This window comes from Paenibacillus sophorae (assembly GCF_018966525.1).
Lineage (GTDB): Bacteria > Bacillota > Bacilli > Paenibacillales > Paenibacillaceae > Paenibacillus_AQ > Paenibacillus_AQ sophorae.
On record NZ_CP076607.1, the window covers coordinates 2,797,215 to 2,820,525 of the forward strand.

The 23,311-nt window shown below is 53.1% G+C and carries 20 protein-coding genes; 13 read left to right on the top strand and 7 right to left on the bottom strand.

The window, feature by feature from the left end; genetic code table 11:
• Positions 1-105: 105 nt before the first annotated feature.
• Positions 106-465, top strand: coding sequence for a RidA family protein (locus KP014_RS13105; RefSeq protein WP_036597491.1), 360 nt, complete (start codon positions 106-108; stop codon positions 463-465).
• A 73-nt stretch (positions 466-538) separates the two neighbouring features.
• On the opposite strand, the gene KP014_RS13110 is transcribed toward KP014_RS13105, so the two are convergent.
• Positions 539-2,038, bottom strand: coding sequence for a stalk domain-containing protein (locus tag KP014_RS13110; RefSeq protein ID WP_036597489.1), 1,500 nt, complete (start codon positions 2,036-2,038; stop codon positions 539-541).
• 169 nt (positions 2,039-2,207) lie between these two features.
• Between KP014_RS13110 and KP014_RS13115 the strand changes: the two genes are divergently transcribed.
• Positions 2,208-2,867: a deoxynucleoside kinase gene (locus KP014_RS13115; protein WP_036597487.1), complete on the top strand. Its 660-nt coding sequence runs from the start codon at positions 2,208-2,210 to the stop codon at positions 2,865-2,867.
• 277 nt (positions 2,868-3,144) lie between these two features.
• The gene (locus tag KP014_RS13120; RefSeq protein WP_036597485.1) at positions 3,145-4,392 is read left to right on the top strand and encodes a stalk domain-containing protein; all 1,248 of its coding nucleotides are present in this window, start codon (positions 3,145-3,147) and stop codon (positions 4,390-4,392) included.
• Between the two features lie 163 nt (positions 4,393-4,555).
• Here the strand turns inward: KP014_RS13120 and KP014_RS13125 are convergent, their stop codons facing one another.
• The 6 genes from KP014_RS13125 to KP014_RS13150 all read right to left on the bottom strand — a co-directional run bounded on the left by KP014_RS13125 (position 4,556) and on the right by KP014_RS13150 (position 10,450).
• Entirely contained in the window at positions 4,556-5,146 is a 591-nt protein-coding gene (locus tag KP014_RS13125; protein ID WP_343223121.1) for an acyl-CoA-like ligand-binding transcription factor, read from the bottom strand.
• Positions 5,147-5,249: 103 nt separating this feature from the next.
• Positions 5,250-6,767, bottom strand: a complete 1,518-nt coding sequence (locus KP014_RS13130; RefSeq protein WP_036597483.1) for a DHA2 family efflux MFS transporter permease subunit — start codon at positions 6,765-6,767, stop codon at positions 5,250-5,252.
• A 172-nt stretch (positions 6,768-6,939) separates the two neighbouring features.
• Positions 6,940-7,647: a Crp/Fnr family transcriptional regulator gene (locus KP014_RS13135; RefSeq protein WP_036597481.1), complete on the bottom strand. Its 708-nt coding sequence runs from the start codon at positions 7,645-7,647 to the stop codon at positions 6,940-6,942.
• A 69-nt stretch (positions 7,648-7,716) separates the two neighbouring features.
• Positions 7,717-7,884, bottom strand: a complete 168-nt coding sequence (gene rd / locus KP014_RS13140) for a rubredoxin (RefSeq protein WP_025695543.1) — start codon at positions 7,882-7,884, stop codon at positions 7,717-7,719.
• Positions 7,885-7,963: 79 nt separating this feature from the next.
• Positions 7,964-9,199: an NAD(P)/FAD-dependent oxidoreductase gene (locus tag KP014_RS13145; RefSeq protein WP_090834582.1), complete on the bottom strand. Its 1,236-nt coding sequence runs from the start codon at positions 9,197-9,199 to the stop codon at positions 7,964-7,966.
• Between the two features lie 15 nt (positions 9,200-9,214).
• Complete coding sequence (locus tag KP014_RS13150) at positions 9,215-10,450, bottom strand: FprA family A-type flavoprotein (protein ID WP_036603005.1); 1,236 nt, start codon at positions 10,448-10,450, stop codon at positions 9,215-9,217.
• 290 nt (positions 10,451-10,740) lie between these two features.
• Here KP014_RS13150 and KP014_RS13155 point away from each other — a divergent pair, with 290 nt between their 5' ends.
• The 10 genes from KP014_RS13155 to KP014_RS13200 all read left to right on the top strand — a co-directional run bounded on the left by KP014_RS13155 (position 10,741) and on the right by KP014_RS13200 (position 23,252).
• Positions 10,741-11,688 (top strand): radical SAM protein, encoded by a 948-nt coding sequence (locus KP014_RS13155; RefSeq protein ID WP_036603002.1) that lies wholly within the window; start codon positions 10,741-10,743, stop codon positions 11,686-11,688.
• A 232-nt stretch (positions 11,689-11,920) separates the two neighbouring features.
• Entirely contained in the window at positions 11,921-12,925 is a 1,005-nt protein-coding gene (locus tag KP014_RS13160) for a bile acid:sodium symporter family protein (RefSeq protein WP_036602999.1), read from the top strand.
• Positions 12,926-13,300: 375 nt separating this feature from the next.
• A complete protein-coding gene (locus KP014_RS13165) occupies positions 13,301-14,629 on the top strand; it encodes an ABC transporter substrate-binding protein (RefSeq protein ID WP_036602996.1) in 1,329 nt (442 codons plus the stop codon).
• 180 nt (positions 14,630-14,809) lie between these two features.
• Positions 14,810-16,591: a sensor histidine kinase gene (locus KP014_RS13170; protein ID WP_036602994.1), complete on the top strand. Its 1,782-nt coding sequence runs from the start codon at positions 14,810-14,812 to the stop codon at positions 16,589-16,591.
• Between the two features lie 5 nt (positions 16,592-16,596).
• Entirely contained in the window at positions 16,597-18,213 is a 1,617-nt protein-coding gene (locus KP014_RS13175; RefSeq protein ID WP_036602991.1) for a response regulator transcription factor, read from the top strand.
• A 64-nt stretch (positions 18,214-18,277) separates the two neighbouring features.
• A complete protein-coding gene (locus KP014_RS13180) occupies positions 18,278-18,457 on the top strand; it encodes a hypothetical protein (protein WP_036602990.1) in 180 nt (59 codons plus the stop codon).
• A gap of 11 nt (positions 18,458-18,468) precedes the next feature.
• The gene (locus KP014_RS13185; protein ID WP_036602988.1) at positions 18,469-20,337 is read left to right on the top strand and encodes a glycoside hydrolase family 32 protein; all 1,869 of its coding nucleotides are present in this window, start codon (positions 18,469-18,471) and stop codon (positions 20,335-20,337) included.
• Between the two features lie 114 nt (positions 20,338-20,451).
• Entirely contained in the window at positions 20,452-21,384 is a 933-nt protein-coding gene (locus tag KP014_RS13190; RefSeq protein ID WP_036602986.1) for a carbohydrate ABC transporter permease, read from the top strand.
• Positions 21,385-21,395: 11 nt separating this feature from the next.
• A complete protein-coding gene (locus KP014_RS13195) occupies positions 21,396-22,235 on the top strand; it encodes a carbohydrate ABC transporter permease (protein WP_036602985.1) in 840 nt (279 codons plus the stop codon).
• A 39-nt stretch (positions 22,236-22,274) separates the two neighbouring features.
• Positions 22,275-23,252, top strand: coding sequence for a carbohydrate kinase family protein (locus tag KP014_RS13200; protein WP_246590717.1), 978 nt, complete (start codon positions 22,275-22,277; stop codon positions 23,250-23,252).
• Positions 23,253-23,311: the final 59 nt, after the last annotated feature.

Genomic DNA, 23,311 nt, shown 5'->3' on the forward strand with positions numbered 1-23,311 from the left:
CCAGCGCGGCTGCCTTTTTTCATGTGAAATAAAGATTGAATTACGAACGTATGTTTGGTAAAATGGCTGTAAGTAACTATTTTCCACTGGAAAGGGATGTTTGGGATGATTATCAGAACGTCATCGCATTATGGAGATGATACCTGCTCATCTTACGTATCGGCAGGGGATTTTATTTATCTTTCGCATCACGCAGGTGGGCATGAATCCAATGATATCGTACACCAAATGCAAGCCAGCTTTGATAGCCTGGCGGCTACCTTGGAATCGGCCGGAGCGACATTTGACGATATTGTCCAGATCAATCTGTATCTCAAGAATATTAAGGATTTCAGCGCGGCGAAGGATGTGTTTTATAAATATTTCAAGAAGGATCATTTTCCTGCGCGAATGACGACGACTACGGATTTCGTGAATCCGACCTGCCTATGTATGCTCGATGCCGTTGCTTATAGAAGCAGTTGATTTTACATAGAAAAAGGCATTCAAAACCATGATCAGTTTCGAATGCCGCAGATAAGAAAGATGTCGATGGAGTTTATTTCATCGTAATCGCTATCCGCTCTTCCCCGGGCAGCCACTCCACTGCCGCGCCCAGCTTCTCGCTGATGAAGCGGAGGGGAAGATAGACTGTGCCGCTGACATTGAAGGGATTGTTCGCCAGCTTTATCTGAGTACCGTTAACGTATGTCGCCCCGGTCTTGGCGTTTACCTGGATGACCGTCTTTTTATCGCCATCCTGGCGGGTGATGGTAACCATCTTTTGCCCCGAGGTTTCTTCATAGGCGACAACGGCGCCCAGCTTCTCAAATACTGAGCGAAGCGGGACGAAGTTCTGGCCGTCTTTGGTAATGACGCCGCCGCTGTTCATGGAGACTGCTTCACCGTTCAGCGTAACGCTAATCGGCTTTTGCATTTCAACCGGCTCACGATGCATGAACTCGTAATCGCCGGTTCCCTGCTGGGCGTTCTTATTTACGCCCCAGCCCCACAGACTGCCGTCCGTCTTCTGCATGATGAGATGGCGGCCGCCGTTTCTCATCGTCTTGACATCGGATGTGATCAAGGCAAACTCTGCGTTCGCGGGCATTGACTCCCGATAAATGGATGCCGCGCACACCTTGCCTGAAGCCGTAAGCACCATTAGTGAGGTTTCCACTGAGAAGGCTTCCTTAACATCGCTGATCCCGGTCAGCAATATGGGCTTATCATGCTCGTGCAGCGTCGTTCCATCGGAAACTCCGGTTATGGTTGATCCCCAGAACCATAGACGGGAACTGCCGTCGATGGCTAAGTTAGCCCGCCGGCTTAACTCAACCGACCGGATATCGGCAAGTCCCGGGATCGCTTCGGCAATGGGAGGATTTACAGGCAGCTGATCGCTGTCAAACTCGGTCGGCCATGTCCACACCGTTCCGTCCTGCTTCAGCGCTGTGAATCCTTCAATGTTGGTTACGCCGCTAAGGTTCGGTATTTGTTCAAAGGAGGAAAGATCTTTATTGGCCCTCCATACCGTTCCGTCACTCTTCAAGAAAGTATAATGCCATTTGCTTTCTCTTCTTGCCTGCTCGTAGTATCCGTCTGCATCCGTTACCTGGCTGATGCCGGAGACGGGAGAGAAGCTTGTCAGATCGGCATAGCCGTTACCGTCCTTGGCCGAGCGGTATATCGATCCGTCCGCATCCACAGCGACAGCCTCGTAAGGGGTGCTGTGTAAGACTTTAACGGGGTGGTTCAAGCCCTCAACCTTCCGGATTTCGATCGCATAAGTTCGGTCATTTCTGCTGACGAGCCATACTGAGCCGTCCTGTTTCTGCACAACTCCGTTCCCGAGATCGGCTTTTATCTTGCCCAGTCCGACTAGCGGGGTGGGAACCGATTGGTTAACCCCCCATATCCAGTAGCTGCCATCGCTTTTGATCAGCGAGCTTGGCCCAAATTCGGCGATGCTTGTCCCCGTTTCTTCTGCAAGGGCGGCTCCTTGTACGGATAGTGTGATGCCAAGAACCAGTCCGAGACCGGCCAACCATTTTTTCATAAATAATCTCCTCCCTATACGTGAAAATGGAAAATAGTTGAAAATAGTCAATGGTTAGACGTGGGTAACGGCAAAAGGTTTCGAACCAATTAAATTTTTTATGCGCCGATCCGGCGGGCGTGATACAATGGTCTGGTTGTTTTTCCACCCAAGTAAAGGAGCTTACACAATGAACCCATATCATATCCCGGAAAACGCGCTGATTACGGTGGCGGGCACAGTTGGTGTCGGCAAATCCACTCTGACGGCCGCCCTGGCCGAGCGTCTCGGCTTTCGAACGTCGCTGGAGCAGGTCGAGCATAATCCGTATCTTGAGAAATTTTACAATGATTTCGAACGGTGGAGCTTTCATCTGCAAATTTACTTTCTCGGCGAGCGCTTCAAGGAGCAGAAGAGGATGTTCGAGCTGGGCGGAGGCTTTATTCAGGATCGTTCCATTTACGAGGATACCGGTATTTTTGCCAAAATGCATGCGGATCAGGGGACGATGTCGGCCACGGATTATGCCACATACACCGGTCTTTATGAAGCGATGGTCATGACGCCGTACTTCCCCCATCCGAATGTGCTGATTTATCTCGAGGGCAATCTTCCGTCTATTCTGGCTCGAATTAAGGAGCGGGGACGCGAAATGGAAGTTCAGACCGACCGCTCCTATTGGGTGAAAATGTACGACCGGTATTCGGCTTGGATCGACGAATTTGACGCTTGTCCGGTGCTGCGGCTCAATATAGATGATTATGACGTGAATGATCATGCATCCATGGAGGGCATTTTGAGTCAGGTGGGTGAAATAGTCCGAGGCTTGGAGCCTGCCGCGGGAAGGTGACAAAGAGCAATGATCGTCTGCAGCAGCTCATTTAAAAACAGTAGTTTAAGGAGCACAAGTCTGCACAACAGGAGTCAAGCCAAGCGGTACCCAACTGCCGTTTGGTTTTTTGTGTTGTATCGGTAGAATCTATGATTACTGGAACAATCTATCAATTATTGGTAAAATCAATAGAGTCGGCGCTGATTAGAGCAACCAATTGCCTACCGGCAACGTTAAAAGAGTTGAGCATTCATAGACGTGAATCATATTTTTTAAGAGACAGGAGACATGGTAAATGAAGCATTGGGGAAAACTTGTGCTCTGCGGGGCGCTGCTGCTGGGAAGCGTGCCTGCCGCTGCGCCTCAGACCGTATCGGCCGCAGGAGGCGTAAGTATTATGCTGGACGGTTATCCGCTGCCTTTTCCGGTGGAGCCGGCGGTAATGAACGGTACGACGATGGTGCCGTTCCGGGCCATTTCGGAAGCGCTTGGCATTACGGTTCAGTGGAATCAGAGCGCGAAGAAGATTACTGCCGTGGGCAAGGATGAATCAGGAAGCAAACAGGTGATTCTGACGCTTGGCAGCAAGACCGCGCTGGTGAACGGATCGGCGGTGAACCTGACGGTGGCGCCGCAGACGGTGCGCGGAACGACGATGATTCCGCTGAGCTTCTTCAGCCAGCAGTTCGGTGCGGCGGTATCGTGGACCCAGTCTACGAAGACGGTAGCGATCACTTCACCGAAGAAGGATATGTATACGCTTGGCTTCTATGCGTTTTCTTCATACGACGAATATTCGCTGCTGCCGGGATTTGATGATGTCGCTTTTGGCTGGAGCCGGATTGACAAGGATGGGCAGTTTACCACTGCGGGCGCGGACTTTGATTGGCCGAAGGCTGCCGGGGACGTAACGCCTGAATCCATCGTGCAGAATGCCGCCGCTGGCGGGAAGACGCCATACCTTATGGTCTACTCGGGCGATGATAAGCTGGAGCTGACCAAAAACTTAGAGGATAAGAGTCTTCAAGATCAGACGATAGGGAAGATTGTCGATACCGCCGTTCAAAAAGGCTTCAAAGGCATTATGCTGGATCTGGAAGGTCTCGGACTGACCGGCGACAAAGCGAAGGCGCGCTCGGATTACAACGCATTCGTCAAAAATGTATCGGGCAAAGCCCGCGCCCAGGGACTTAAAGTAGGCATTGCCCTGCATCCAATTAACAGTTCATATGCGGGCTATGACTACAAGACGCTGGCATCTTTGGCGGATGAACTTGTTATTATGGCTTACGCATACGAGGATCAGAAGCATCCAGAGCCGACGGATAAAGTGGATGAAGCCATCCGGCTGGCCTTGAAGCAGACGACGAAGGACAAGCTGGTGCTTGGCATCTCGCTTGCAAGCGAGAATGAAAGCTCCGTTAACACGAAGATTGGCCTTGCCAAGCGCTACGACCTGAAGGGCATCGCCATTTGGCGGCTCGGACTGATCGGCCAGGCGGCGTGGAACGAAATGAACAAGTCGGTGGAATTGGGCGGGTAGGCTTAGTCGCTGTAATTTTTAGCGAGTTCAAGCCTTTAGGCGTGGATTTACGTACTGCTGAGGACAAGAAGCGCTTGCTCGCAAATCTGTAAATAACAAGGGCTGACCAAGGATTGGTCAGCCCTATTCGTATGACAGCGGTGCTGCCGATGCTAAAGTGTGGTTATTGCTGAAATCCGGCCTCCAGGAGTGCTAAGGCTTCATCCAGGATATCGATGAACTCCCTTTCCGGATGTTCTATATAATACATTTGCGTTGAGATCACCACTCCGAGGAAGGCTCCCGCTAGAACGCGAATCTTGAGCTCGCCGGGGGAGCAGCCCAAACGTTCCGCGATAATATCGGCGACCATCTCTCCAGTCCTGGTAATTTGCTGGATTACGGCGGCGCGGAGCTCGGGGATGGACATAGCCATCGAAACCCGTTCCCAGATGCCACTCCGTTCCTCTGCCGGTATTAAAGAGTACCCTTCGCGGACGGCGTTCCGCAAGGCCTGAATTGGGCTAAGTTCGGGAGGCTGTTTACGGTAGGTTTCAATCAGGAATGGATCGTAATCATCTTCCAGAACCACAGCTTCTTTGGTCGCAAAATACCGAAAAAAGGTGCTTGGAGATATTTCCGCAGCCTCGGCAATCTGTTCCACAGTGGTCGCCTGGTAGCCCTGTTCGCGGAACAGCCGAATCGCGTTCTGCTGAATGGCGGCTCTTGTCTTGATTTTCTTTCGTTCACGCAGTCCGACCTTCTGCCTCTTCACATCAGGCAATTCAATCCCTCCAATATACCGCTTCAAGGAAACTCCGTTGATGCATGTTTCCTCCAGTTTACCTTTTTTTCGGTGGAAGGGACAACCCAATAGATCAGGACCGGGTGCTGTTAAGCTCTGTCATTTCCTTTACAGCCGTCCGGCTGGGCAGGAAGAGTAGAGCCAGCAGGGAACTGACCAACGCAATGCCGCCGCAAATCCAAAGCATCTGATCCATCCCCTGTACAAAAGCGGACCGTATCATTGCAAGCATCTCCGGAGATCCTAATCGGTCCGCAACGGCAACCCCTGCGGATACGCTTTGCTTCACAGTGTTTGCGACCTCTCCGGAGAGATTGCCAAGCACCAGCTTGCCGCGGTAGACGGAATTAAGGGCTGCACCCAGAAGAGCCACACCGATGGCTCCGCCGACCTGACGCATCGCCATGACGAGAGCGGAGCCGACACCGCTTCGCTCGGCGGACAGCTTGCTGATTGCTAAATCCATGGCAGTAGGTAGAGCGAATCCCAAACCCAGCCCTGCAATGCTGATCCAGAGAGCCGCGAAAGCATAGCTACTGTCCAGACTGGTAGCTGTACCCAAGATCAAGCTGCCAGCCATTATGGCGAAACCAAGCGAGGCAATATACTTGGCTCCAAGCCTGTTAATTATCGCGTCAGCAATTTTGGCGCCTATAAGCAGTCCGCCAATCATCGGAAGAAGCCGTAGACCCGTACCCAGAGCATCGGCCCCGTTGACCGCCTGAAAGTATTGGGGCATGACGAAGAGCAGGCCGAACATAGCGAAAGATACGCTGGTGGCAAGAATGGTGCCCCAGGTAAAGCTGGAGGAGCGGAATAGGGACAAATCGATCAGAGGATGCTGGGTCCGGCGCTGCCAGATCAGAAAGCCTGCCACAATCAAAAGACCCGCGAGCAGAGCGCCCAGCGCCCCTTTATCCCCCCAACCGTGTTCCCCGGCGCGAATAACCCCGTAAGTGACGCAGGTAAGACCCAAGCTGGAGCTGAGAATGCCCGGGATGTCCAGACGAAGGCGCTTCTCGCTCCGTGACTCCGGCATTAGCAGTCCGACCGCTACCAGCGCGATGGCGATGAGAGGGAGATTGATCAGAAATACGGAACCCCAGCTGTAGTGATTAAGCAGCCACCCCCCGAGAATAGGGCCGAGAGGGATGCCCAGCATATTCGCCATGGCCCAGATCATCATGGCTTTGGTTCGTTCGGCTTCCGTAAATAGGACGGGAAGAACGGACATGGACAGAGGGATCAGAAATGCCGCGCCCAGACCAAGCAAAGCGCGCATCCCGATCAGCATTGCGGGAGTGGAGGAGAAAGCGCAAGCCGCAGAGGCTCCACCGAACACGACTAGCGACAGCAGAAGCAGCTTTTTGCGGCCGTAACGGTCACCCAGCATTCCTGCGGGAAGCAGCATGGCGGCCAGCACCAGGTTGTAGGAATCCAGAATCCATTGCAGCTGGCTTGTCGATGCCTGCATATCCGTTGCCAACGTAGGAAGAGCCACATTGAGCACAGTCATATCCAGTCCGACCGCAAGCAATCCGAAGGTAAGGGAGAAGAGTACCCACCATTTGGATTTTTCAGAATGCGCCATTAATTAGGACCACCTTTCAACAAAACAAAATGAACTTCATAATGGCATTCTATATAAAATGATAGAAACTGTCAAAATAAATATTATGTCATTTTTTCTCTGGAAACATGTAAAAAGGTGCCCCCCCGCCAAGCGGCGGAATGGCACCCATGTCCAGGTTCTATACTGTTGTTCAATCCAAATACTTCTCAAGGCCTGCCGGATCTTTCAGGACCATCCGCTTGTTGCCGATCAGCTTAATCAGCTTCAGATCCTCGAACCGGGCGAATTTCCTGCTGATCGTCTCCCTGGTTACGCCGACATAATTGGCCATTTCTTCCCGGGATAGGGGAAGCTGAATGTCCAGGCTCCCCTCACGGGGCTTGCCGTATTTGACGCCAAGCTCCAGAATCATATGGGCGATCCGAATTTCCGGATCTTTGGTTGCGAGGCTCTGCGCCAAATTTTCCGTATGGGCGAGACGTTGGGTAACGGCCTTCAGCAGCCGGAGCGATATATCCGGATTCGCGGTAATGATCGTCTCCATATCGGCCCGGGTCAGCCTGCAGATGTCGGTGTCCTGCAGCGCGTAAGCGCTGAAGTTGCTGAGCTCTCCACCGCCAAAAATGCTTAGCTCGCCAAAAAATTCGCCTGCCATCAGAATGCGCAGAATCTGCTCCTTGCCCTGGGGAGTCATCTTGGACAATTTTACATGTCCCCGGCGAATAATAAAGAGCGTATCCGAAGCTTCCTCCTCCAGAACCAGCGCCTGTCCTTTGGCATATTTACGGTGCTTGATCATGGCGCTGATTCGGGACAAATCTTCATCGGTCAGCGAAGCAAAGATCGGTACCTTTCGGGTGCAGGGCTCAGCGGCGTATTGGCATGAATACTCGGTCATCGGTCATCTCTCCCTGTAATACGATTTGGCGGCCGGTCTCCGCTTCCTATTGAAACCTTCCTACATTTCCTACACTCCGTCGACCGGGGCGAAGTGGTCTTTATCCTCGCCGCAGACGGGGCAGACCCAGTCGTCCGGCAAATCTTCAAAAGCGGTTCCCGGAGCAACATCCTCGTCAGGATCTCCAATTGCCGGATCGTAGACATAGCCGCAGGGCTCGCAGATATATTTTTTCATCATGCTCAACTCCTCAAGGTTCAATTGATGTATACCGGATTTACCGGTCAGACTTCCCGTGCCGCCCTCGCATATCCGGTCAGGCGCCGGGTGCCGTTCCGCGCAGCCGTGACTTCACTTCGTTCATGACAGTGACGATGTCCGTACCGTCAGGGCTGATGCCTTCAAGTCCGATTTTTCGCTCGATGGCTTCTTTGTAAATGAGTGAAGCGGCTGCGCTATCCCAGGACACGGCACCGACTATTGTGTTTCCTTTCACATAGATTGCCGTGTAAACCCCGTTAACTTCGCCGGATAGCGTGAGGTCGCACTGGCCTTCATCAACCGTGCCGATGGAGAACAGCGAGACGCCGAAGGCGTTAAACAGAGTGACGGGCACCGCTTTGCTATAGACTTCGGAGTCTTCGGCTGCCATATTGTTTCCCGCCGTGCGGCCATGTTCGAGTGCTCCGCCCCATAGCCCTTCCACATGACCGTCCAGCTCCGCTACGTCTCCGGCGGCATATATGCCGGGTATGCTGGTTTCCAAGCGATCGTTAACAACGATGCCGGTCCGGACCTGAATGGCCGTATCTTTGACGAGGGTCGTATTTGGCTGGATTCCGATCGAATAGACGACATGATCGCAGGAAATCCGGGAGCCGTCGTCCAGAGTAATTCCCTGGGCCGACCCGATTCCCTCAATAGAGGTAACACCAGCTTGCAGGCGGACCGCCACGCCGGAGCGCTCCAGATGCGACCGGAGGAGTTCCGAGGAATGACGGTCCAGTTGGCGGCCCATCAGACGGGGAGCGGCTTCGACGACGGTTACGGTATAACCGGCTTCATACAGCGCCCATGCCGTTTCCAGGCCTTGAACGCCTCCGCCGACCACGGCGACGCGGCTGCCGCTTGCGAGGCTGGACTTGAGCGCATCGGCATCCTTCATGTCACGAATTGTATGAACTCCGCGGAGTTCGGCTCCCGGAACCGGAAGCGCGCGGTTCCGCGCGCCCATGCACAGGAGCAGCTTGCGGTATTCCCATGTTCTGCCGTCCTCGGTCTCGATTTGACGGAGCTCCGGACGGAGAGACACGGCGCACGCGGAAGTAATTACGGTGATCCGGTTTGCGAGATACCATTTTTCCTTTTTGATAAGCACTTTTTCACTGTGCAGATCGGTGAACAGGCCTTTGGTCAGCTTGATCCGGTTGTAAGGGAGATGGTTCTCTTCGCCGAGAATGATGATTTCCGCTTCATCATCGCGGTCGCGGATCGCTTTTGCCGCTTGGACGGCAGCCGCCCCGCCGCCGATGATGAGATATGGCTTCGCCATGTGTGCTCCTCCTCTCTATATTGCGCTCAGCAGCAGGTCCGAAACGAAATCCGCCGCATGTCTGATTTTCTGCTCTTTCTCGGGCTCTTTGGGAGAAAAGCGGACTCTTACAGGGAATTCGACATGCGTCATACCGGTCGTCTTGATTACCTTCGAGGTGCTCTGCACGCTCATGTTCGTCCCGTCCAGATAGTCCTGGATGACCTCGATCGCTTCTCCGCTCCATCCGTATGAGCCAAAGGCGGCCGCCAGCTTGCCTTCAAGGTTCATCGTTTGCAACTGCTGCAAAATCGGCTCCAGATTTCCGATCATATCCGCATACCGGGTGGAACTTCCGATGAAGACGGCATCAGCAGCCGAAATACTGTCCAGAATATCCGCCGCATCCGTCTTGTCCGCATCCCAGACCGTTGTCTCGATTCCATTTTCCAAGAGGGAATCCTGAATGATTTTAGCCATTTTCCGGGTATTGTTCTTGATCGTCGTGTAGACGATGGCGGCCTTTTTCCCTTGAGTCGTTTCCCGGCTCAGTTCGGCGTACAGTCCGATATATTTGCGCACATCCTGACGGATGACGAATCCGTGGGAAGGGGCGATCATTTCAATCTCAAGGTCTTTGACCGCTTCGATTAGTGTTCTTACATATCTGCGATGCGGATGAATAATGGCGTTGTAATACCCTTTGAAATCTTCGGTAATGTCAAAGCCGGCTTCGTCGGCGAACAGCCGCTTCGCCGCGACATGTGTGCTGAAAATATCGCATGGGAACAATATTTTATCCTCGGAGCAGTAGGTGATCATTGTTTCGGCTGTATGCAGGTACGGTGTTTCTTTGAACAGCAGCGTCTTGCCGCCGATGTCCAGCGTGTCCCCGTCCTTGACAACAAGGAAGTTCCGGTTATGAAGCTTGTACATTTCCTGCAGCTCCGGCACGGCGATTTCTGTGCAGACAATGACGGCATTCACGGCTTTTCCCGCCAGCGCAGCCAGTCCGCCGGAGTGGTCGGGTTCGGTATGGTTAATCACAATATAATGAATGTCGAGCGGATCGATTATTTCGGCAAGATGTTCCGCGTATTCGCGTCCGAACTCCATATCGACGGTGTCGATGACGGTCGGCTTGCCGGTTTTTAATAAATAGGAATTGTAGGTAGTGCCCTTTGTCAGCACAAGACGGTGGAACGGAACTTCACGGTCGTCTATTTTCCCGACGCAGTAGATGTTGCCTTTGATCTTGAAATTTGCAATCATATGTTTGACCTCCTGTTGATTGGTTGACCAGCAGCTTCATTGTATACGGGCAGCCGTTCAAAAAAGAGGATTAGGATCAAATTTTGAAAAGTTTCAGGATACGCGGCGGCTTTTCATAGTTTTTACTATACATGACACGCATCGGAAGATTGTGCGCCTGATCACGAATCGCTCAAAAAACGCGGAAGCTATAAAAATCACATATTCCGTGAGCGTAAACCGCTATAATCACTAAGGTTTAAAGTATCGGGCACAGCCCGCAATTATTTCTCGGGAGGACCTTAAGAAGCATGACTTACAAATCACTGGAACTTACCAAACCGCAAACCTGGGATCTGGAGGGGCTGGAAGTTGGCGTTACCTCGAACTGCAATTTTGGCTGCGACTACTGCTGCGCATACAACCGGAATGACGGGCAGAGCCTTGAGGGCAAAGAGATTATCCGCATTCTTGAGGAACTTCCCTCTCTGAAAAGAGTCCGCCTGTCCGGCGGTGAAGTTACGCTGAAATTTGACGATTGTCTGGAGGTTGTCGCCTACTGCGCATCGAGAGGAATCCAGACGCAGCTTAATTCCAACGCCAGCCTGCTGAGCGGAACGCGGATCGACAAGCTGGCCCTCGCGGGACTGACGACGATACATATCTCGTTTAATTTTACTTCGGCGGACGAGTTCTCACGGTATTACAACATCCATCCTGATGTGTACAAGAAAATTCGCGAGAATATCGCCCTGTTCGCCAAGACGGAAGTGGATACGGTGCTGGAAACGCTGCTGTTCAGCGAGACTGAGCACCATATGCGGGAAATTAGCGAGCACGTCTATTCCCTAGGCGTCCGCACGCATGAAATTCAGAATAGCATCATTATGGATCACAGCGGCTGGAAAGCGATTGCGGCCCGGGAGGCGCTTAAACAGGCGGTAAACGATCTGATTACCTATAAAAAAGACGACACCGTTCTGTACTTCACCTGCATGGACCGCTTCATGGAGGAACTGGGTTTCCGGGAGCAGCCCGGCGTTTATTTTCCCCACTGCATTGAGGGCAAGAAGCAGCTGCACCTGCACGGCAACGGCGATATTCTAATCTCGGAGCTGTGCCATCCGGTCATTATCGGAAATATTTACGATGGGACTTCGCTGAAGGATATTTATAATCCGATGCCCGCTCAGCTGGAGCAGTTTCTGGATCGCCAGCCTTGTCCCGCCCGGGATGCGCTGTTTCCAGAAGGAGTTTAGCGAATAAGACGAGCACTCACGGCTTAACGGCAATCCGGTGGGATGAACGCACCGCAGGTCTCTCATCGGTCGGAGCCGCTAGGAGGAGAGAGCCGCTACCAACGGACTGCCATGTTTTCGACATTTCATAATGCAAAAAATCTGGTATCCTTTAATTAAAGAAACCCGGCGAATCATAGCAGGGCAAGGACTGTATGGAGAACCATGCAGAGGTGCGAAGGGTGCGATCCAGATGTCGATACGCAATGGACTGGTGAAGTCCAATTCTTTTCTTGAAAAAATCATGCCGCTGCTCACGCCAAGCGCCATCGTATTCGGTGTGCTTAACGAGAGCCGGCTGCTGCCGTATACATGGCTGGTTCCCTGGATTTTTGCCATGATGACCCTGGTCGGCAGCCTGAAATCCAATATCGGCGATCTGTTCGCCGTGCTGGCGAAGCCAAGCAGGCTGATCGTGCTGATGATTATTCTCCACGTTGTCATGCCGGTCGTTGGCTGGCTTGCGGCTCTAGCGGTCTTTCCGGATGATCCATATACAGTAACGGGCTATGTTCTGCTCTTTGCCATTCCGACTGGAGTGGTCAGCGTCGTTTGGGTGTCCATCTATGGCGGCAACATTGCGCTGACACTGGCGCTGATTCTGATCGACACACTGCTTTCGCCAGTGATCGTGCCGGGCACGCTGCATCTGCTGATGGGCACGAGCGTCGAAATCCGGCTGTGGGATTTGATGAAAGGGCTGCTGTACATGGTGGTGGCGCCCTCCTTGCTGGGCATGCTGCTGAACCAGTGGACCAAAGGCAAGGTGAACACGGTTTACGGGCCGCCGCTTGCTCCTTTTGTCAAGGTAGGGCTGTTCGCCGTGGTGTCGATCAACGGGGCAAGCATTGCCCGTTATCTGAAGCATCCGGACAGCAAATTGCTCGTCATCATTGCCGTCACCTTCGTGACGGTTGTGCTCGGCTACATTATCGGAGCGCTTGCGGCCCGGCGTTTCCGCTGGAACTATGAGGACTCGGTCGCCGTCCAGTTCAATGCGGGGATGCGCAACCTAAGCGCGGGCGCCGTACTCGCGGTGAAGTATTTCCCTCCAGCCGTCGCATTGCCGGTTATCTCCGGCATGCTGTTTCAGCAGATTCTGGCGGCGCTGTCAGGTCTAGTCCTTCGTATTGGCGCAAAGCGTTCCGCTGAGTCAAGGACGGCACTGCCAGTCCCCGAAGCTCCCCGCTCCTTATAGTGCGGGGGCAGCAGCCGAAGTGTCCCGCAGGGGACTGAGAGGGTGAATAAAAGGGATGTTGCCCATTGGGCCGTACAACGGTCCGGGCATCATCCCTTTTTCAAAATATAAGAATCTATACGCTCAGGTGCTTGATATTAAAGTCCGCTATCACCTCGTCCATGTCGATCGCAATCACTCTCAATCCGGTTCCCTCCTTGTTATATGAATCCTCGCTGCCATTATAGCAACAAGACAATAACGGGACATTCGGGTTCACGGCTCATTCCTGAATATTTTAGAAACGCGTAACAGAAAATAATGAATTTTATGGCGAAAAGGGTCTGCTATGATTGCAATGTAAGGGCATTCAATAACAGAAAGGGGAGGACAGTATTGAAAAAGAAAACAAAATGGGCTATAAGCACACTGCTTATCGCCGGCCTGTTGGCCGGATGCGGAAATAACGGAGGGGGCAACAGCTCAGCGGAGGGGGATTCTTCCGGGACAAAAAGCGAGAAGGTAACGCTTACCTTCTGGAGAAACTCTGGTAACGATGCCGAGAACTCGGCGTACGATAAATTGGTGGCTTCCTTCAATGAGAGCCATCCCGACATTAAGGTGGAGATGAGCCCGATCCCGTACGCGGATTACGATACGAAGCTCAGAACGTCCATCGCTTCGGGCAACCCGCCGGATATTATGGCGATCGACGCGCCGAACATGGCTTCCTACGCGCAGGCTGGCGCTCTGCAACCGCTGACGGAATACTTTAAAAAGGACGGCAATCTGGAAGATATTCCGGAGTCCACCATCAAGACGTATACTTACAAGAACGAGATTTACATGGCGCCGCTGACTGAATCATCGATCGCCTTGTTCTACAACAAGAAGATGTTCGAGGCAAAAGGTATTCCGCTTCCTTCCAAAAATCCGGATGAGCCGATCACCTGGGATCAAGTTCTTGAAGCGGCTCAGAAGCTGAATGATCCAGCTGGCGGGGTGTACGGCATCGACCCTGCTCAAGGCTTCGGCAACGCGGGCGGAACGGCTTACTTCAAATATCCGATCATCTGGCAATTCGGCGGTGATATCATGAGCCCGGACGGAACGACCTCCAAAGGCTATCTGGATAAACCGGAAACGAAGAAGGCGCTGCAATTCTTCTCGGATCTGTATAACAAGTCCAAGGTATCCTCTCTGGAATACCCGCCGGACCCGTTCCCTAACAATCAGCTGGCTATGACAATCGACGGCTCGTGGTCGCTGGGCAACTATGCTGAGAAGTTCCCGAACTTCAAGCTGGGCGTTGATTACGACATCGCTCCGCTGCCTAAAGAAACACAGCAGGCTGTTGCGAACGGAAGCTGGTCGCTGGCCGTCTCCGCGAAGAGCAAGAACCCTGAGGCCGCTTGGCAGTTCGTCAACTACGTTACGGGAGCGGAAGGCTCGAAGACTTACTGCTCGATCACCAAAGATATTCCTGCCCGCTATTCGGTAGCGAAGCAATTCCCGGAACTCAATGAATATCCGAAGAACATCTTTGTCGTACAGAACCAAAAATACGGCAGACCGCGTCCGATTACGCCGATCTTCCCGCAAATGTCCGAAGCGGTTAACAAGATGATTGAGGAAGTGACAATCAGCGGACGGAATGTCGATGCAGCCGTCGCCGATGCCATCACTAAAATCGACAAGGCTTATGCCGATCTGCCGCAAAAATAAGCATTTGCCATCGTTAAGAAATCATAATCACGAAAAGAGGCGGCCGAGTTTTCGGTCGTCTCTTTGGCGGAATTGACGATGTAAGGTCCGCATTCCTTTTTCATCAATAAAAGACTATACTGATTAAAGTTTAGTGGAACGAAAGCGAAGATGGGGGTCTTCGGGAGGAGTTGGAATGGTATGTTGTACTCGCTGCGCAGCCGATTAATGCTGTCCTTTTCCATATTGCTGATTATTCCCTTTACTGCGGTAGTGTTCATTTTTAGCAGGGAGTCCGCCAATTTGATCCAATCTTCCATCGAGACCTCTACGATGCAGACGATCGGCCAGTTTGCCTCTCATGCCGATACGCTGCTTATGCAGATCGAGGATACCGGGAAACAGGTGCTCAGCAGTCCGTTTACCCAGCAGTGGATTACGACCGCATTAAACGGCGGGAATTCCGCCGGAGAGAGGTATTTGGCGATGCAGCAGCTGCGGAATTTCTTCTCTTCCTATACCGTCAACAATTCCAATATCATCTCCGTTTCCGCCTTCAGGGAAGCCGGAGGTGGAATCTGGACGCAGGATAGAAGCTATCTAGACAGTGATTGGTACAATCAGTATAAACATTACAACACCCGCTGGACTGGGGCCCACAGAGATCCCGATCAGAGCGATGAAAGCATGCGCGAGAGTGAAGTGAACAGCCTTATCGTTCCTCTCGTTCAGCTTCAGTCACTGAACAATATCGGTGTTCTCAAGGTCAACTACCCGACCAGCCTGCTGCGGGGAGATATTGACAAGATCCGGTTCGGCAGCAGCGGAAGAGCCTTTTTGCTGACCGGGGAGGGAGCCAGCGTGCTTGACCAGAATCTCGGGGACAGCAAGCAGGTGCTCAGCGAGGGATTGGCTTATGTGAAGGCGCATTCCGCCGGACGAATCAGCGGAATCATTCCACTGCGGCAGAAGGATATGGATTATCTGCTGTTCTACCGCAAGCTTCCTGCACAGAATTGGATTATTATCGGCGAAGTGCCCGAAGCCGAGCTGTATGCGAAGATCACTCAAATCAAGCAGACGCTTCTGCTCGGAAGCCTTGGCCTGCTGGTGCTTGTCATCGCCGTCGCCCTATGGCTGTCGATCGGGATTACGAAGCCGCTGAGCGCCATGACGCGGGCGATGAGGCACGTCAAGCACGGGCGGTTCGACCTTGCCTTGCAGCATATGCCCCAAGTCCGCACACGGCGGAGTGAAGTGCATTATGTGGCCAGCGTCTTTGAGCAGATGACCCATCGGCTGAAATATTTGATCGAGACGGAATTCGAGACGGATTTGAGGCGAAAGAATGCCGAATACAAAGCGCTGCTGCTGCAGATCAATCCGCATTTTTTTAACAACACGCTGGAAATTATCGGCGGTCTGGCAGCGATGAAACGGGAAGACCTGGTCATGGATGCGACGGAAGCTCTGGCCAAAATGATGAGATATTCGCTTGATCTGGACAGCGATTTGGTGAAGGTGAGCGAAGAAATAGGCTATATCCGCGACTATTTGCTCATTCAGAAGCTTCGGCACCAGGATAAATTGATATTCTCCATCCACAGCGATCCTGAGGCGGAATCCCTTCATATCGCCAAATTTATTCTTCAGCCGATTGTTGAGAATGCGGTGAAATACAGCCTTGAGAAAGGTGAAGCCGCCGAAGTGGCCGTATCCTCGGAACTGCGTGATAACCGCCTGTGGCTGACGGTCAAGGATAACGGAATCGGCATGCCGCAGGAAATGATCTCAGGCATACTTGCGGATACGGAACTCAGGAGCGGAGTTGGAATATTAAACGATAAAGGAAATAGCATCGGCTTAAGGAACACGCTATCACGCTGCCGTCTCTATTACGGAGACTTGTTCGAGATTACTATTGAATCGGAGGAAGGCGGGGGCACGGCCATTACACTCAAGCTGCCGCCGGTGAGGAGTTGAAAGCAATGTATACCATTATGCTGGTCGATGACGAGAAGGGTATCCGTGACAGCATCAAAGCCAAAATTAACTGGGAAGAAGCCGGTTTTCAAATTGCATATGAAGCATCCAGCGGCGGCGAAGCGCTTGAACTGCTGGAAAAGGGGCCGCTCCCAGAAGTTCTTCTCTCCGATATTCGTATGCCGAAGATGAACGGCATAGAGCTTATCTCGATTTGCAAGGAACGCTATCCGGGGCTGCGGACGGCCGTGCTGTCAGGCTATTCGGATTTCGAATATTTGAAAGCGGCTATCCAGCTTGGCGTCAAAGACTACCTGCTGAAGCCCGTCGCCCGGGGAGAACTGACCGAGATGCTCCGCAGACTCGCCGAGGACATTCGCTCTGAGCAGGATCGGCTCCGCGCTTCGGAACGGGAGCGGCATCAGAAGAATGAACAGCTGCTTATGCTTCAGGAGCACTATTTACTGCAGTTGGTTAAAGACGAATGGTACAGTCTTTCCGCCGTCAAGGAACGGCTGCAGCAGCTTCAGCTTGCTCCTCTGGCTGCGGACGGCTTTAAAGCCCGTTTCGCTGCGGTGGAGATGCGGATTCCTCCGGACAGACTCGGTGTGACCCGGGAACGCAGGGACCTGATGAACCTCGCCTTCCAGATGTTATGCAGGGAGACAGCTTCGCGCCGGGAAGGCATCTATCCGTTTCCGGAAATTGCGCACTCCTCCATGATGTATTTCCTGATTGTAATGGAGGACGGCAGGCCGGAGAACAGCGCGGAGAAATTCGTCGCCGAGCTGAAACGGAATATCGCTGAATATCTGAATGTGGATAGTGTGGCGGGAATCGGGGAGAAGGCGGAAGGATGGGACGCCTTGAAGAACGGCTATGCCTCCTGTATGCTGGCCTGGAGCCGCAGCACCGTTCATGAACACAAAGAGAGCGGACAGACCGGGCTGCTGGAGCTGACGAATGCTTTTACGCCCGAAATGGAGCGCAGGCTGGTCCAGGCCATTGAGAATCTCGATATGCCGGCATTCCGCCGTCAGCTGCAAACCGTTTTTTCCACGGAACGGGATACGCCGGTATTTGCTTTTACATTCCTGGCCCTTCGGATGCTGCTCCTGTTCAGTTCGGTGGCGAAGAAGTTCGAGCTCGGCGACTCCTCGCTCCAAAAATATTTATGGAACTGCCAAATGACCATATCGGATTACCAATCCAGAGAAGGCATTATGGGACAGATCGACGAACTCGCTGGCCTTGTAATGGAAGAGGTCAAGAAGACGCGCTTCTCCAGCGGCCAGCATATCGTGGAGGCCGTCCGCCAATATGTGGAGGAGAACTTCTGTTACGAGCTGAATCTGTCCTCCCTGGCGGATATGTTCCACTTGAACGAAACGTATCTGTCGGGCCTGTTCAAGCAGCATGTGGGAGTTACCTTCAGCGACTATGTCACGGGTCTGCGCATCGCTAAGGCCGAGCAGTTGCTGAGGGAGAACGAACTGAAGCTGACCGATATCGCGATGCTTGTCGGCTATTCCAGCTCCAGTTATTTCAGCACTGTCTTCAAGAAGGCATGCGGCAAAAGCCCGAAGGAATACAGGGAAGACTATTTATTGAAAAGTCGGTGAGGCATTTTGGCGCTGCTATAAGACCGCTGCTTGTCTATAATCAATAGAGCCGTACCCTAAGCGGATGAACCGCGGGGTGCGGCTTTTTGCCGTCTGTTCCGGCTTGGCGGCAAGCTGGACAACCGTCCGGACAGCGGGTCAAAAAATTGCAAGTCAATATCCGATGATATTGAAATTTTTAAGTCTGCCGGTCGTCTACAATGAAATCGTACAAGGAGAAGCTTATATTTTGAAACCAAGATAGGAGAAGACGGCATGAGCGGAAAAACAAAAAAGCTGTTATGCCTGATGGCTCTGGCTCTGGTTATGGCGGTGTCGGGCTGCGAAAAGGGAGAATCGGTCAAGAGCGGGGAGGCGGACGGCAAAAGCGAGCAAAGTCAAGAGAAGCCGCCGGCCTTTACCTTCAGCAAGGACCCGAATTATTACACCGAGCTGTATCGGCCGCAGTATCATTTGTCTCCGGAAACGGGCAATTTGAGCGACCCGAACGGGATGGTCTTTTTCGAGGGGGAGTATCACCAGTTCTATCAGAACAGCGGACAGTGGGGGCATGCGGTAAGCGCGGATCTTATTCATTGGCAGCATCTGCCGGCAGCGCTGCTGCGCGATTCACTCGGAGAGATTTGGTCGGGCAGCGCGGTGGTGGATTGGAAGGATACGAGCGGTTTTTTTGACGGCAAGCCGGGCCTGGTTGCAATATTCACCCATTTCAAGGGCGGATTACAGTCGCAGAGCATCGCTTACAGCTACGACAAAGGCCGGACGTGGACCAAGTATGAAGGGAATCCCGTCATCCCGAACCCCGGCCTCAAAGATTTCAGAGACCCAAAGGTGTTCTGGTATGAGCCTTCCAAATCATGGACGATGGTCGTCTCTGTGGACAACAAAGTCAGGTTCTATTCCTCGCCTGATCTGAAAAAGTGGGAGATGACCGGCGAGTTCGGAGCAGATCAGGGCTCGCATGCCGCGGTATGGGAATGTCCGGACCTGTTCGAGCTTCCGGTAGAAGGCACGAAGGAGAAGAAGTGGGTGCTGGCCGTGAGCATCGGCAATAACGCAGCGACCAAAGGCTCCACCGCGCAGTATTTCGTCGGTTCATTTGACGGCAAGAACTTCACGAATGAGAACGAGCCCTCCAAGGTGCTCTGGACCGATTACGGGAAGGATTTTTACGCCGCCGTCTCCTACTCCGACATTCCTGAAAGCGATGGCCGGAGGATTTATACAGGCTGGATGTCCAACTGGCGCTATCCCTTCAATATGCCGACAGATCCGTGGAAGGGCAATATGTCCGTGCCGCGCGTACTGACGCTCAAAGAAGTTCCGGGAGAAGGGTTGAGGCTTGCGCAGCAGCCGGCCAAAGAACTGGAAGCTCTTCGCGGCAAGCCGGTGGAGATACCGGCGCAGGAGCTGGCTGCGGGCTCCAATCCCTTCTCCGGGCTGCTGGGTGCGTCGTATGAACTGGATGCAGCTTTTGGTGTCGGAGCCGAGGCGGAATTTGGTATCAAGGTAAGAAAAGGAGGCGGCCAGGAGACGGTCATTTCTTATAATGCCGCTTCCTCCACCCTGACGGTCGACCGAAGCAAATCGGGTGAGAGCTCGTTTGAACCGGGCTTTGCCGAGAAGGTGGAAGCTCCGCTGAAGCCGGAGAACGGGACGGTCAAGCTGCGGCTCTATGTAGATGAATCCACGCTGGAGGTGTTCTCGGGAGACGGTACAACGGTAATCTCCAGCATTATCTTCCCGAGCGCCACGAGCAGCGGCCTGGAGCTGTATCTCTCCAAAGGCAGCGCCAAACTGGAAAGCGCAACGTTCTATCCCTTGAAGTCCGTATGGCGGGACGAAGCGCCCGATGGAGCAAATCCGCTGCGGGTTGTGCTGAATAAAGCCAGCTTAGATGTGCCGGCCGGCGGGAGTGCGCAGGCAATCGCGGGAGTGCTGCCGTATACCGCGCCGCAGAAGCTGGTCTGGGAATCGTCAGACGAGACGGTTGCGAAGGTTCTGAGCGACGGTGGAACGACAGCCGTCATCAAGGGAATCAAGGAAGGACAGGCGGAGATCAAGGCGCGGACTCCGGACGGCAAAGTCTTTTCCGTGCTCCGCGCATTCGTTTACAAGCCTTAGCCGGTTAAGTAAATTGCTTGAGTTAATAAAAATAATCCGCCGCACGGGAATACTTGCCTGCAAGTCGCGGGCAGCGAACCCGAAGCGGCGGAAGGATTGGAGATGAGGTAACCTATGGCAAGTACCACAACAGCCGGTAAACCTGCGGCGAATACTTTACCGAAAAAACGCCGGAATTCCTTTTTGAAAGGCGAAGAGATGACAGCCTGGTGGTTCGTGCTTCCTTCGTTCGCCCTGCTGCTGATCTTCGTGTTCTACCCCATGCTGCAGGCGTTCATTATCAGCTTTCAAAATTATAATCTGGTCGGCGGCACCCGAAGCTTTGTCGGTCTGGACAATTACAGAACGCTGATGACGGATCAGTCATTCCTCGCCAGCCTTAGACATTCGTTCTATTTTGCCGTCATAGTCATCCCGATTCAGACATCTATTTCGCTTGGGATGGCGCTTCTGATCCAGAAAAAGGTGGCCACAACCGGCCTGTTCCGGACGATCTACTTTATCCCGGTTGTCGTCTCGACAGCGGTGGCCGCGACGGTCTTTAAGCTGATCTACAACAAGGAATACGGTCTACTGAACAATTTCCTGGAGCTTGTGCATCTGCCAACGACGAATTTCCTGTCCAATCCGGACACGGCGATGAACGGTGTCATCATGCTCGGCATGTGGAAAGCCGTCGGGTTCTTCATGATCATCTTCCTGGCGGGCCTGAACAACATTCCCCAGGATTTATACGAAGCGTCTAAAGTCGACGGCGCAAGCAAAATCCAGCAGTTCTTCCGGATTACACTTCCGCTGCTTAACCGCACCACGGCTTTTGTAGTCATCATTACTACAATCGACGCCATCAAGATTTCCGGTCTGGTATTCGTTCTTACCAACGGCGGGCCGAACGGAGCGACTGAAACCGCAGTCTTCTATATTTATCAAATGGCATTCAAGCAAATGCAAATGGGATACGGAACAGCGGCAGCGTTCATCCTGTTCGCGATCGTACTTGTCATTTCGCTGGTGCAAATGAGACTGTTCCGGAATCAGGATTACTAGGAGGGAAAGAGATGAACCGTATTGCAAGCTTTGTCAAATATATCATAATGATCATCCTTGCCATCGTGTCGATCATTCCGATCTTCTGGATGATATCGGGGGCGTCCCGTCCCTACGAGGAATTGTTCAAATACTCGAACAGCTTCAATATCCATTTGTTCGTGCCGGTGCATCCTACGCTGCAGAACTTTAAAGATGTCATTTTCAACGAACGCAATCCGTTCCTTACTTACATCGGCAACACGCTGTTCGTGGCTTCCATCGTTACGCTGCTTGTGCTGCTAATCAATGCCATGTCCGCTTTCGCTTTTGCCAAGCTGCATTTCCGGGGCAAGGGAGTGGTGTTCGCACTGTTCATGTCAGCCATGATTATTCCCGGGGAAGTAACGCTCGTGCCTAACTATCTGCTCATGCATAACTTCGGCTGGCTTGATTCTTACAAAGCATTGATTATTCCTTCGATGCTGTCCGTATTCGGCATTTTCCTGCTGCGGCAGTTCTTCGCGGAGGTTCCGGACGAAATTCTGGAGGCTGCCAAAATCGACGGAGCGTCCATGCCGCGCACCTTTCTCCGAATTGTTCTGCCTGCGGCTGTACCTCCTATGATCACGCTGGGACTTATGACTTTCCTTGGCAACTGGGATTCCTATTTGTGGCCGCTGATCGTCATCAACGATGACAAGAAGCAGATGATTCAGGTTGCCATAGCCGCATTCTCGTCGGCAGAGGGAACGGACTGGTCGAAGATTCTTGCGGCGAGCACAATCTCCACCGTGCCGATTCTGGTTATATTCTTGTTCCTTCAACGTTATTACATCCAGGGCATTACGATGTCGGGCGTCAAAGGCTAATGTGGCCCCATATTACTAACTCATAGATAGGAGCGTTAGATGATGACTTACGATGCGGTAGCGATCGGCGAATTTTTAATCGATTTCACACCTGGAGGCATTTCTCCGGCGGGCAACCCACTGTTCGAGCGCAATGCGGGAGGAGCGCCGGTGAATGTGCTGGCCGCTCTTGCCCGGCTCAGCAAGAGAACGGCGTTTATCGGCAAGGTGGGCAATGATCCTTTCGGACATTTTCTTCAGGACACGCTGAGACAGGAAGGCATTGATGACAAAGGCCTGGTGTTCACGGACCACGCGCATACAACGATGGCTTTCGTTCATCTGGGCGAAGGCGGGGAGCGGTCGTTTCACTTCTGCCGGCAGCCCGGAGCGGACGAAGGTCTTGCCTTCGAGGAAATTGACCCTTCGCTTCTCGGCAGCGCCAAGGTGTTCCATTTCGGCTCGGTTTCCATGACCTCCGAGCCGTCCCGCGGCGCCACATTGTCCGCTGTCAGGGAGGCCAAAGCACGGGGGGCCTGGATCACTTTTGATCCGAATTGGCGTCCGGCGCTGTGGCAGGATAACCAGCATGCCAAGAAGGCGATGGAGGAAGGTCTTGAGGAGGCGGATGTCGTCAAGGTGTCGGAGGAGGAGCTATTCTTTCTCACCGGAAGGAGCGAGCTGGAGGCCGGGGCGGAGGAACTGCTGGAGCGGTTCCCGGTGAAGCTTCTGCTTGTGACGCTCGGTGCGGAAGGTTCCTATTACCGGACCCGGAAGATCGGGGGCAGAGCAGCCTCCTATCCGGTTGTTCCGGTGGACACGACCGCAGCCGGAGACGGCTTCATGGGCGCGTTTATCGGTACTATGCTGGAGAACGGCAGGCCGGCATGGGAGTGGGCCGACGGGGAGCTGCGGAAGGCATTGGCTTATGCGAATGCGGGGGGCGCTCTGGCGACGACGCGCCTCGGAGCCATTGCTTCACTCGCCTCTCACGAGGAGATTGAGGAACTGGTTAAGGGAGCGCCGGTCACAGAGTAATCCATCGCTGCGGCTCGCCCTGGCGGCTGCATACGGAAAACATGCCGTCCAAATTTATA